The 11,782-nt window shown below is 63.6% G+C and carries 7 protein-coding genes; 1 reads left to right on the top strand and 6 read right to left on the bottom strand.

Going from position 1 to position 11,782, the window contains the following annotated elements; translation table 11 throughout:
• Nucleotides 1-166 precede the first annotated feature (166 nt).
• Genes WJU18_RS11300 through WJU18_RS11310 form a run of 3 tightly spaced genes read right to left on the bottom strand, consistent with a single transcriptional unit; the run spans nucleotide 167 to nucleotide 4,940 of the window.
• The gene (locus WJU18_RS11300; protein ID WP_423460149.1) at nucleotides 167-1,312 is read right to left on the bottom strand and encodes an ABC transporter substrate-binding protein; all 1,146 of its coding nucleotides are present in this window, start codon (nucleotides 1,310-1,312) and stop codon (nucleotides 167-169) included.
• Between the two features lie 32 nt (nucleotides 1,313-1,344).
• Nucleotides 1,345-2,823: an indolepyruvate oxidoreductase subunit beta family protein gene (locus tag WJU18_RS11305; protein ID WP_423460150.1), complete on the bottom strand. Its 1,479-nt coding sequence runs from the start codon at nucleotides 2,821-2,823 to the stop codon at nucleotides 1,345-1,347.
• Nucleotides 2,820-4,940 carry a thiamine pyrophosphate-dependent enzyme gene (locus tag WJU18_RS11310; protein ID WP_423460151.1) on the bottom strand — a complete coding sequence of 707 codons (2,121 nt, stop codon included), beginning with the start codon at nucleotides 4,938-4,940 and terminating at the stop codon, nucleotides 2,820-2,822. Before WJU18_RS11310 ends, WJU18_RS11305 begins: the two co-directional genes overlap by 4 nt.
• Before the next feature lie 217 nt (nucleotides 4,941-5,157).
• Between WJU18_RS11310 and WJU18_RS11315 the strand changes: the two genes are divergently transcribed.
• A complete protein-coding gene (locus tag WJU18_RS11315) occupies nucleotides 5,158-6,066 on the top strand; it encodes a LysR substrate-binding domain-containing protein (RefSeq protein WP_423460152.1) in 909 nt (302 codons plus the stop codon).
• A gap of 19 nt (nucleotides 6,067-6,085) precedes the next feature.
• Here the strand turns inward: WJU18_RS11315 and WJU18_RS11320 are convergent, their stop codons facing one another.
• Genes WJU18_RS11320 through nirB form a run of 3 tightly spaced genes read right to left on the bottom strand, consistent with a single transcriptional unit; the run spans nucleotide 6,086 to nucleotide 11,769 of the window.
• Nucleotides 6,086-8,878 carry a molybdopterin-dependent oxidoreductase gene (locus tag WJU18_RS11320; RefSeq protein WP_423460153.1) on the bottom strand — a complete coding sequence of 931 codons (2,793 nt, stop codon included), beginning with the start codon at nucleotides 8,876-8,878 and terminating at the stop codon, nucleotides 6,086-6,088.
• A gap of 15 nt (nucleotides 8,879-8,893) precedes the next feature.
• Nucleotides 8,894-9,265 carry a nitrite reductase small subunit NirD gene (nirD, locus tag WJU18_RS11325; RefSeq protein ID WP_423460154.1) on the bottom strand — a complete coding sequence of 124 codons (372 nt, stop codon included), beginning with the start codon at nucleotides 9,263-9,265 and terminating at the stop codon, nucleotides 8,894-8,896.
• A 2-nt stretch (nucleotides 9,266-9,267) separates the two neighbouring features.
• Nucleotides 9,268-11,769: a nitrite reductase large subunit NirB gene (gene nirB / locus WJU18_RS11330; protein WP_423460155.1), complete on the bottom strand. Its 2,502-nt coding sequence runs from the start codon at nucleotides 11,767-11,769 to the stop codon at nucleotides 9,268-9,270.
• Nucleotides 11,770-11,782: the final 13 nt, after the last annotated feature.

Genomic DNA, 11,782 nt, shown 5'->3' on the forward strand with positions numbered 1-11,782 from the left:
TTTCCCCATTCTCCTCGGGCATGAGTATCTGCAAATCCTTGGTTCCCCTCACGTCATTCCCGCCTGCGCGGGGGGGCCGGCTATCCGGGAATGACGGTGGACGGGATAGTCAGATGCTTATGCTTCCGGGAAAGGGAGAAAGAAAGCCAGCGAGCGCTTGCTTGGCTTATTTGACTTCCTTGAACGCGCCGTTGGTCACCTCCACCATGCGGAACGCGGAGTTGTCCAGGCCCATGTGGTCCTTGGGGGTCATGGTGTAGATGCCGCTCACGCCCACGAAGCCCTTGGCCGTTTCGATGGCGTCACGCACCTTGGCCTTGTCCGTGCCGCCAGCCCGCTTGATGGCATCCACCACCAGGAACAGCGCGTCATACGCATAGCCGCCGAAAGTCGAGACGTCGGTCTTGAAGGTGGTCTCGAACGTCTTGGCGTAGTCGACACTGACCTTGCGCTGAGGATCGTTCGCTGCCAGCGAAGAGGCGATCAGCAGGGCAGGGGAGGGCATACGAATACCTTCGGCCGCCTTGCCGGCGATACGGATGAACTCGGTGGAGGCCTGCCCATGCGTGGTATACAGCGGTTGCTTGACGGCCAACTGCTGGTAGTTGCGGGCCACGATGGCCGGGGCCTGGCCCGTCCCGAACACGAGGATCGCTTGCGCGGGGGAGGACTTCACGCGGGTAAGCTGCGGCGTCATGTCGGTGTCTTTCTCACCGTAGTTCTGGTCTTCGACCACCTTCATCCCGAGCGCCTCCGCCGCCTTCAGCGTTTCGGTGCGGCCGGACTTGCCGAAACCGCCCGTATCGGACAGAAGCGCGATCTGGGTGAAGCCGCGTTTTTTCATTTCTTCCAGCACCTTGTAGGCCGCCATGCGGTCCGAGTGAGGCATCTTGAAGACAAACGGCTTGACCGGCTCGACGATCACGGATGCGGCGGCCAGCGATACATTGGGAATCTTGGCTGCTTCGACCTGCGGCACCATGGCCATGGTCGAGCCGGTGGTGGACGCACCGATGATCACGTCCACCTCGTCCTGAATGATCAGGCGGCGCGCGAAGGCGTTGGCCTTGTTGGCGTCGCTGGCATCGTCATACAGCACGAGCTCGAGCTTGCGGCCCAGTACCCCGCCATCGGCATTGATCTTGGCCACATAGTGCTGCAGAGTTTTCTGCTGGGGATCGCCAAGAAACGAGGCGGGCCCGGTCGCCGAGACCACTGCACCGATCTTGATCGGGCCGTCTGCGGCGAAGGCGCTTGCCGTCAGCGAGACGAGCGCTGCGGCGGCCAGAAGTGTTCTGCGGGTGGATTTCATGAGGGTCTCCTTGGTTGTCATGGGGGTGGAAATCAGTTCGCGGGCCGGCGCTTCACGATTTTGATGGGGTGGGCAACGGGCTGTCCGATGGCCGCCGAAAGCTGGCGGCCTTCAGGATCCGCAAGGGCTGCCTCCCGTGCTGTGCGTACTTTGTCAGCAGTGGCGCCTTTGTTGACTTGGTCGAGGATCGCGTTCAGATTCCGGTGGCCGCGGCTGCTCGTTTCGCCGTAGCCCTTGACCAGGTTGCCGCATAGGGCGACTTCCAATGCCAGAGGGCCGGGCATGGCGGTTTCCACAGCGGCAAGCCACTTTTCTATGCCCGCCTGTTCTTCCAGATACCGTGACATGTGCCGGCGCAATGGCCGCAGGCTGCGCAGCCCGCACAGCATCAGGAAGCCGCGGATGGTGTCCGTGCGAATGTACATTCCCCGGTGCCAGGACCGTCCGGCGGCCTTGCGGCGCAGCCAGGCGGCCAGCTTGGGTGGCAGCACGGAGGCCATTTCATCCAGGCCCGGCTTGAGGTATTCGGTCATGTGAATTGGCTCGCCGCTGCGCGCGCCCACTTCTCGCCGCACCCGGTCAAGACGTTCCTGCCGTGTTTTCAACTGAGCGACGCGGATCACGTCTTCGTAGGACATCCACAAGGCGAGATACCGTGCGGTTTCCCGGACGGCCTCCAGGGCAGATTCGTCGCCGTTGGCGAGCGAGGCCAGACGTTCCACCCGATCCAGGTACAAATCGGCGTAGCGCTCGTTCTGGAAGTCGGTCGTCAGATCGACGCCGGCGGCAGTGATCTCATGCAGCGAGGCAGGCAATCGCTGCACCCTGGGCGGCACGGCGGGTTTCGCGTGCAGGGCGGCGTCGAGTTGGCCGGCCGCACTTACACGGCCCTCGGCGGTTTCGAAGCCCGCGGCAAATCCTCGCAGGCTGGCTTCCACGGCCTTGCCGGAGCGGCGGATGGCCCCCTCGCAGGCTTCGCGGTTGAAGGGCAGAACGCCAGCGCCAGCCATGGCGCCGAACATCACGGTGTTGATGACCGTGCCGTGTTGCAGCGCCAGGGCGCGCATGTCAAAGACGATCGCACGGCGCGCACGCTGCGTGGCGGCATCGATCACTTGCGTGCTGTCGTAGCGGCCATCACCCATGGCGGCTTTTTCCGACACGGCATATTCGCGGTGAGTCGAAGCGACGAGCGTGGTGCGCTTGGGGTCGACATAGCCGGACTGAATCGAGCGCCCTGCCTCTACCAGCTCGGAGGCGGCGACGATGTCGACCTGTCCTGGTGCCGGGGTCAGCGAAAGCACGGGCTCTTGCCCCTGGAGTTGTTCGCGGGCGCAGGGGAAGATCTCGACGTAGTACGTGGTCGCGCCGGTGCGCTGCGCGACGCCGGGCACGGACGTGCTTTGTACCGGGTAGCCGGCATGGGTCGCGGCATCGATCAGCCAATCGGCGAGCACGCCGCCGCCTTCGCCGCCCATGGCGGCCACGAGAATGCAAATGGGCTGGATCATGCCGCAAGCCTTTCTATGACTGCACCCCGAACCCGCGCCATGAATTTTTCGAAACGGCCTGGATTCTGGATGACTTCCGCCTTGTAGAACGAAGGGCAGAGTACCGCTGCATGGGCGTTTTCTCCGCAAAGCCCGCATCCGACGCAACCTGTATTCACCGCCGCCACCGGGTCCGTGCGCAGCGGGCTGGGATTGGGCTTGATGGTCAGGGATGGGCAGCCTGAGAGGCGGATGCAGGAGTGGTCTCCGGTACAGACGTCATCGTCAATACCGAACCGGGTGCGGACCACGCGTTCACCATTCTTGAGCTGCTGAGCGATTTGAGGTTTGGTGCGCCGCTGGCGCTCGAGCTGGCATTCACCGTCGGCGATGATGACTTTCAGGCCCCCTTCCGCCGTGGTCATGGCGTCGCGCAGGGTATCCAGCATCTCTTCGACGCGATAGCTGCCCACGGTCCGGATCCATTTGACGCCCACGCCGCGCAATGCTTTCTCGATGTCGAGCGTCAGCGGGCGTGCGGCGGGCTGTGTCGGAGAGGACGGGATGGCTTGCGTTCCTGTGGCCGACGTATAGCCGTTCTTGAGAATGACGAGCACCGAGTCCTGGTTGTTGTAGACCGCGTTCACCACGCCGCTGGTGAAGCCGTTGTGCCAGAACCCGCCATCACCCATGATGCTGATCGTGCGGTTGGGCAGAAGCGGGCCCACGCCGGACGAGCTGGCGAGGCCAAGCCCATAGCCCAGGACACTGCTGCCCACATTGAAGGGAGGCAGCGTGCCGAAGGTATGGCAGCCGATGTCGGCATTCACATGAACCTTGCCGAGCTCGCCCTGCAATTGCTTGATGGCGGAGAACACGGGCCGCTCGGGGCAGCCGATGCAAAATCCTGGCGGACGGTTCGGAACGGGCATGCCGAGGGCGGCCTTGGAACGCTCCTTGTCGTCACGCATCGCATTCGCGGTGGCGGCAGCCTGGCGCGCGTCCAGGCCGGCCGGGACGATCTGTTCGAGGAACTTGGCGATACCGGACAGCAGCACCTCTCCGGTGTATTCACCGGCCAGGGGGAGCAGGTCCTTGCCATGCATCACGGTCGTGGCATTCGCTCGCCGCAAGGCGGCCTGCAGAGAGTCCTCGATGTAGCTGGGCTGCCCTTCCTCGATCATCAGCACGGCTCGCTTGCCGCTGCAGAATTCAAGAAACTCGTCTGGCACGAGCGGATAGACGACGTTGAGCACATAGAGCGGCACGCGCGAGTTTCCGAAGGAATCGGCCAGGCCCAGTTGCTGCAGCGCGCGGATGACTCCGTTGTAGAGGCCGCCCTGCACCACGATGCCAATTTCCGAGAGATCGCCGCTGAATTGCTCGTTGAGCTGGTGCTCGCGGATGAATTTCACCGCCGCCGGCCAGCGCTCGTGGATTTTCTGGCGCTCATGCTCATAGATCGACGGCGGCAGGTTGATGCGCGCGTAGTCGAAAGTCGGCGTATCGATGGTGTCGCGCGTCGAGATTTTTGGGCCGCGGTTGTCTTTGCATTCGAAGGTGCCGTGCACATGGCAGGCCCGGATGCGGAGCTGCAGCATCACGGGCGTATTGCTGGCTTCCGACAGCTCGAAGCTCTGCTCCACGGCGTTCACGATGGACGTCAGGTTCGGCCGGGGATCCATCAGCCAGATCTGCGACTTCATGGCAAAGGCATGGGTGCGTTCCTGGATGATGCTGGAACCTTCCCCATAGTCTTCGCCCAGGATGATGAGCGCGCCTCCTTGCACACCAGCCGAAGACAGGTTTGACAAGGCATCGGAGGCGACGTTCGTGCCCACGGTGCTCTTCCAGGTCACTGCGCCGCGCACGGGGTAGTTGATCGAAGCGCCCAGCATGGCCGCGGCACCTGCTTCCGAGGCGCTCGATTCAAAATAGATGCCCAGATTGCCGAGCAATTCCCGGGCGTCGCCGAGAACGTCGATCAGATGGGACACCGGCGCGCCTTGGTAGCCGCCGATATAGCTGACACCTGATTGCAGCAGTGCTTTGGTCACCGCCAAAATGCCTTCTCCGTGGAAGGTTTGGCCTTGGCCAAGTGAGAGCGACCGGACCTCTCCGGCAAATGAGCGCTCCATGAATATGCCTCCTGCTGTGCTGCTCGTGGGTGGCAATATGCTAGGGATGGATGTTCATTCTTCCTATCGATACAATGCTTGTTACATATCGATTGTGTCTATACCCCCCTGAGTCGCTTACGCGCCTTCCCCTGGGGGACGCGCCTGGCGGCCTGGCAAAGCCAGCTCCGCGGGCGCCCTGGAATGGCCTGCTCCGCGGCCTTTCGGGATAACTGAAATGAAAGAGCGGTCGTTGCAGTTCGATTTGAATCTTGTCCGGGTTTTCGTTGCGATCTTCGAAACCCGCAGCGTCACGCAGGCCGCGGAACGCTTGGGGGTTTCCCAGCCGAGCGTCAGCCACGCGCTTTCGCGGTTGCGCGAACTCTATGGCGACCGTCTGTTTTCGCGCGGCGCGCAAGGGCTCATTGCCTCGGCGGCGGCGGAGCGGCTTTTCGAACAGGTGAGCGTGGCCTTGTCGGCCCTGGAGGGCACGCTGGAGGCCCAGCAAGGGTTTGATCCGGCCAGCTCGACGCGGCGCTTTCGTATTGCGGCGTCGGACATTGGAGCGCTGTTTTTCATTCCGCCTCTGCTGCGCCGTTTCCAGGATGCGGCGCCGAAACTGCAGGTGGAGTTCATTCAGCTTTCAGACGCCGTGATGGACGATCTGGCGACCGGCGCGCTCGATCTTGCCGTGGGCAATCTACCCAGCTTGCACGAGCACACCAAGGAGGCGCATCTTTTTACCGAGCGCTATGTCTGCCTGCTTTCTGCCGACTATCCGGTGGGGGAGGCGGGGCTCGGACTTTCCGAATTTCAGCAGGCACGCCATGTGATGGTGACCGCGCCCAGCTCGGGCCATGCTTTCATCGATAGCGCGTTGGCTCAAAGAGGGGTGAGGCGGAACATGGTCGCATTGATTCCGCACTTTTCAGCATTGCTGGAAGTGCTGGAAGGCAGCGATCTGCTGGTGATCATCCCCTCGCGCGTGGCGCACTTGTTCGCGAGCCAGAAAAAGCTCAAGGTGATCGAGCTGCCGGTGGAACTTCCGGAGTTCCAGGTTCGGATGCACTGGCATGTCCGCTCAGACAGCTCTCCAGCCCATAGGTGGTTGCGGGACGCGGTCGTGCAGAGCCTCAGCAGGCTTTGAGCGGCCATGGGGTGTGGCTTCATGTGGCTGCGTGGTGCGCCGTGTTCTTGATGAGCCGCTTGAGTTCGGGAACGCAGGAGCCGCAGTTGGTGCCGCAGCGCAGCTGAGTCTGCAAGCGCTGCAGGCGTTGGGCTTCATCGCCTTGAATGTTTGCAAGCGCTGCCGCAATGGCCGGCTCGTCCACATTGAAGCAGGTGCAGACTTGCCGGCCGCGCGGCGCCAGGGCGGCTGGCGGCTGGTTGCCGGGCATCAGCAGCAGGCGGCCATGGCTCTGCGCCGGCAGGCCTTCTTTCAGCAGCGTCGTCAGCCAGGACGCCGCGCGCGTGTCACCGGCCAGCATCAGCGCTTCCACGGTGGCGCCTTGCGCGTGCCGGGCCAGGCGCAAGGTGCGGCTGAGCTGGCGGCGTTTGTCCGCGTAGCGCAGCACCTCAGGGCCGGCGAGGCCGAGCAGGGCTTCAATACGTTGCAGCAGCGCCGCGTCAGGCGGTTCATAAGCCGCCGCGCGCAGCAGCACGCCGTGGCGCGCATGAGCGGCATCTTCCAGGAGCGTCTGGCTGGCAAACGGTACGCAGGAGGCGAAATCGAACTGTGCCATCAGCTCCGCAAGCGCTTCCCGGGTGCTGGCCGCCCGGGGCAGCCAGGCGACTCCGAGCAGCGTCCAGGGCAGCTCGGCCTTCGAGATCTTGACCGCCGCGTGCTTGAGTTCCGGCTGCTTGGATTGCGGGCAGAAGGCCGGGCTGGTGAGCGCGTTGACGCCCGCCAGGCGTTCCCCTGCCGAGGAACGGCCAGAGAGGTACTCGCCCCCCCAGTGCATGGCCATGAAGACCTGCAACGGTCCCAAATTCTCATCCGCTTGCACGGGGGCCACGATGGAGCCGTGCCGGTTGGTGATGTGAACGAGGTCGCCTTCTTTCAGCGAGCGGCGTTCCATGTCCCGCGGATGCATCTGCAGGCAGGGTTCAGGCACGTGGCCGAACAGGCGGCCCAGTTGGCCGGTGCGGCTCATGCCGTGCCACTGGTCGCGCAGGCGGCCCGTGGTCAGGCTGAAAGGATGCCGGGCATCGCGCGGTTCGGCCACGGGCGTCCACGGCAGAGCGCTGAAACGCGCACGGCCGTCGGGGGTGGGAAACACGCCATCTTCGTACAGCCGCTCACGGCCTGCCTGCGCTCCTTCCTTGAACGGCCATTGCTGCGGGCCTCGTTCTTCGAGCACGCTCCAGGAGAGCCCCGTGATGTCGAGATCGCGCCCGCGCGTGGTCTCACGGTGCTCGTCCCAGATGGCTTGCGCGCCAGGGTAGGGGAACAGGCTGGGGCGGCCGGGCTGCAGCAGTGCTTCGAGCCGCTGGGCGAATTGCATGGCGATCTGCCAATCATGCCGGGCGCTTCCAGGGGGCGGCACCGCAGAACGTACACGCGAGATCCGGCGTTCGCTGTTGGTCACGGTGCCGGCTTTTTCACCCCAGGTGGTGGCGGGCAGGAGGAGGTCTGCATAGGCGCAGGTGGCCGTTGTGGAAAAAGCCTCCTGCACCACCACGAACTCCGCGCGCTCCAGAGCCCGGCGCACCGTGGCCTGGTCGGGAAGGCTTTGCGCGGGGTTGGTGCAGGCAATCCACAATGCTTTGATCTCACCATCCGCGGCTGCCTGGAACATCTCTACGGCGGTCTTGCCGGGATGGGCTGGTACCGATTCCACGCCCCATAGCGCGGCGACCTCCGCCCGATGGGCTGGATTGCCCATATCCCGGTGCGCGGAGAGCAGGTTGGCCAGGCCTCCGACCTCGCGGCCGCCCATCGCGTTGGGTTGGCCGGTGAGAGAGAAAGGGCCCGCGCCGGGCTTGCCGATCTGGCCCGTGGCCAGATGGAGGTTGATGAGCGCGGCATTCTTGGCCGTCCCGTTCGCACTCTGGTTCAAGCCCTGGCAATAGAAGCTGAGCGTGGGCCCGGACTGCGCGAACCATTGCGCGGCCTGATGGATGTCCTCCTTGGGAAGGCCGCAGATCTGGGCTGCGTGTTCGGGTGTGGCTTCACGCACCAGGGCTTTGAGATCGGCGAATCCGGTGGTGTGGCGGTCTATATAGTCCGCGTTTATCCACCCTTCCCACAGCATGGCGTGCAGCATGCCGTGGAATAGCATCACGTCGGTGCCGGGCTGCAAAGGCAGAAACAGGTCTGCCATATCCGCGGTATCGGTGCGGCGCGGATCCGCCACGATGACCTTCATGGCAGGGTTGGCCGCGCGCGCTTCCTCGATGCGGCGGAAGAGGACCGGGTGCGCCCAGGCGGCATTGCTGCCCGCGAAGAACAGGCAGCCGGCATGATTCACGTCGTCGTAGCAGGCGGGGGGCGCGTCGGCTCCCAGCGTGAGCTTGTAGCCAGCCACCGCGCTGCTCATGCACAGGCGGGAGTTGGTGTCTATGTTGTTGGTGCCCACCAGGCCTTTGACGAGCTTGTTGAAGACGTAGTAGTCCTCGGTGAGCAACTGGCCGCTGACATAGAAACCCACGGCGTCAGGTCCGTGGCGGGTAATGATGCGGGCAAAGCGCTGGGCGGCCATGTCCAGTGCCGCGTCCCAACCAATGGCTTCTGGCGCTGCGCGGCGCTGGCCGCGGTGCATGGGTTGCAGCAGGCGGGTCTGCGCTGCCAGGGCTTCGGTGGCCGTCAGGTGCAGTGTGCTGCCTTTGGTGCACAGTTTTCCGAAGTTGGCGGGGTGCTCAGGGTCTCCGCGCACGCCGGTGATGCGTGTGCCCTCCGTTTGTATGAGCACACCGCAACCGACGCCGCAGTAGGGGCAGGTGGAGCGTGTTTCGGCCATGGATGCCACCTGGGCTCAAGCCCGGCACGGCCCCGCCGTGGGGCGAACGAGGTCGATGGCGTGGTGCGCGAGTTCCTCAGTGTCGAGGTAGATCATGCCTTCTTCCACTTTCACGGCGAAGCGGGGCGTACAGCCTTCGTCCGGCATCGCAGCCCGGCCGTCGCACAACTGGATCGTCCAGTTGTGCAGAGGGCAGGCCACGCTCTCGCCAAACACAAGTCCTTGCGACAGCGGTCCTCCTTTGTGGGGGCAGCGGTCGAGCAGCGCGAAGATGTGGCCTGAACCGGCGCGGAACACGGCCACGTCAAGGCCGCGTTCGCGGGCCACGCGCCGCGCGCCGAGTTCGGGAATATCTTCGGTGCGGCAAACAGGGGTCCACTGCGTCATGGTCAAACCCTTTCAGAAACTATAGAAGAGGCAACCGAAGAAGCCGTCGAAGAAGAAATCGAAGAAGTAATAGGCACGAACTGGCGTTGATCCACCCCCGCCTTGTCGAATTCGAACCAGGGGTCGGGTTCGCCGTCGAGCGCGAATTGCAACTGGGCCCATAGAGCCTTGCGGCCTTCAGCGTCATCGAGGATGCGGCGCTTCACATAATCCAGGCCGACGCGGTTGACGTAGTGCACCGTACGCTCCAGGTACCAGCCTTCCAGCCGGTACAGCTGCATGAACGCGCCCGTGTATTCCATGACTTCTTCGGCAGACTTGAGCTTGACGAAGAACTGCCCCACCTCGGTCTTGATGCCGCCATTGCCGGCGACGTGCATTTCCCAGCCGCTATCGACGCCGATGATCCCGACGTCCTTGATGCCGCTCTCCGCGCAGTTGCGAGGACAGCCGCTGACAGCGAACTTGACCTTGTGCGGCGCATGCATGCCCACGAAGGCGCGCTCCAGATCTTTGCCCAGTTTGGTGCTGTCCTGCGTACCCATGCGGCACCACTCGCTGCCCACGCAGGTTTTCACGGTGCGCAGCGCCTTGGCGTAGGCGTGCCCGCTCGGCATGCCAATGTCGCGCCACACCGCCTGCAGGTCTTCTTTCTTCACGCCCAGCAGGTCGATGCGTTGTCCGCCGGTGACCTTCACGGTGGGAATGCCGTATTTGTCCACCACGTCGGCAATGCGGCGAAGTTCCGCGGCCGAGGTCTCTCCGCCCCACATGCGCGGCACCACACTGTAGGTGCCGTCTTTCTGAATGTTGGCATGGCTGCGCTCGTTGATCAGGCGGCTTTGCGGATCATCCCGGGCTTCCTTGGGCCAGGTGCTGATGAGGTAGTAGTTGAGTGCAGGGCGGCAGGTGGCGCAACCGTTAGGCGTGCGCCATTCCATGAAATGCTGGACCTCGGCCACACTGAGCAGGCGATGCTTCGCAATAGCCTCGCGTACCGCCTGATGGCCGTGGTCGGTGCAACCGCACAGGGCCTTGGTTTTGGGGGCCGCCGAGAAATCGCCACCTGCCGTGAACATGATGATCTGCTCGACCAGCCCGGTGCATGAGCCGCAGCTTGCGCTGGCCTTGGTGTGCTTGCGCACCTCTTCCAGCGTGAACAGGCCCTTTTCCTGAATGGCTTTGCAGATCGTGCCCTTGGTAACGCCGTTGCAGCCGCAGACCTCGTCGCTATCTTGCATCGCGGCCGCCTTGTTGTGGCCTTGATGGCCGGCGTCGCCGATATTGGATTCACCGAACATCAGTTTGTCGCGGATGTCCTTGACCGTGCGGCCTTCTCTCAAAAGCTTGAAGTACCAGCTGCCATCCACGGTGTCGCCATACAGGCACGCGCCCACCAGCTTGTCGTCCTTGAGAACGAGCTTCTTGTAGACGCCCGCGAACGGATCGCTGAGCACGATCTCCTCGGTGTCCGCGCCACCCTGAAAATCGCCAGCGCTGAACAGGTCAATCCCCGTGACTTTCAGCTTGGTGGAGGTCATGGAGCCTTGGTAGCGCCCGATGCCGAACTCGGCCAGGTGGTTCGCGAGCACCTTGCCCTGTTCGAACAGAGGGGCGACGAGGCCATAGGCAATACCCCGGTGCGCCGCGCATTCGCCCACGGCGTAGATGCGCGCATCGGTGACGGTTTGCAGCGTGTCGCTGACCACGATGCCGCGATTGACGTGGAGCCGGATCTTTTCCGCCAACTCGGTGTTGGGGCGTATGCCCACCGCCATCACCACCAGCTGCGCGGGCGTTTCGCTGCCGTCCTTGAATTTCACCGCGCGCACGCGGCCGCCTTTGCCGCCGTCCGCATCGCCCAGCAACTCCTGTGTTTGCGCCGTCATCAGGAACTGCATGCCCCGTTCGGCCAGAGATTTCTGCAAAAGCTTGCCTGCGACGTCGTCCAGCTGGCGCTCCATCAGCCATTCGCCCGCATGTACCACGGTCACCTTCATGCCGCGTTTCATCAGGCCGTTGGCTGCTTCCAGGCCCAGCAGGCCGCCGCCGATGACCACGGCTTCCTTGTATTGCGTGGCGGCCTCGATCATGGCCTGGGTATCCGCGATGTCGCGGTAGGCCAGTACACCTTGCAGGTCCTTGCCGGGAATGGGCAGCATGAACGGGTTGGAGCCCGTGGCGATGATCAGCCTGTCGTATTCGGCGCTCACGCCATTGGCGGCATGCACAATGCGCCGGCTTCGGTCTACCCCCGTCACGGCACAGCCTGCGTGCAGCGTAATGTTGTTCTGCTCATACCAGGCCCAATCGTTGAGCACGATCTCTTCCAGCGTCTGCTCGCCCGCCAGCACCGGCGACAGCAGGATGCGGTTGTAGTTGGGGTGGGGCTCTGCGCCGAACACGGTGATGTCGTACAGATCGGGGGCGATCTTGAGCAACTCTTCCAGCGTGCGTACGCCCGCCATACCATTGCCTACCATCACGAGCCTTGGTTTTTTCATCGTGAACCTCTGT

It is taken from the genome of Ottowia sp. VDI28, assembly GCF_049532675.1.
In the GTDB taxonomy this organism is placed as follows: domain Bacteria; phylum Pseudomonadota; class Gammaproteobacteria; order Burkholderiales; family Burkholderiaceae_C; genus Ottowia.

Coding starts and splice junctions, on each gene's coding strand:
- WJU18_RS11300 (WP_423460149.1), bottom strand. CDS start 1,312: ATGAAATCCACCCGCAGAACACTTCTGGCCGCCGCAGCGCTCGTCTCG.
- nirD (WP_423460154.1), bottom strand. CDS start 9,265: ATGACGCAGTGGACCCCTGTTTGCCGCACCGAAGATATTCCCGAACTC.
- nirB (WP_423460155.1), bottom strand. CDS start 11,769: ATGAAAAAACCAAGGCTCGTGATGGTAGGCAATGGTATGGCGGGCGTA.
- WJU18_RS11310 (WP_423460151.1), bottom strand. CDS start 4,940: ATGGAGCGCTCATTTGCCGGAGAGGTCCGGTCGCTCTCACTTGGCCAA.
- WJU18_RS11320 (WP_423460153.1), bottom strand. CDS start 8,878: ATGGCCGAAACACGCTCCACCTGCCCCTACTGCGGCGTCGGTTGCGGT.
- WJU18_RS11305 (WP_423460150.1), bottom strand. CDS start 2,823: ATGATCCAGCCCATTTGCATTCTCGTGGCCGCCATGGGCGGCGAAGGC.
- WJU18_RS11315 (WP_423460152.1), top strand. CDS start 5,158: ATGAAAGAGCGGTCGTTGCAGTTCGATTTGAATCTTGTCCGGGTTTTC.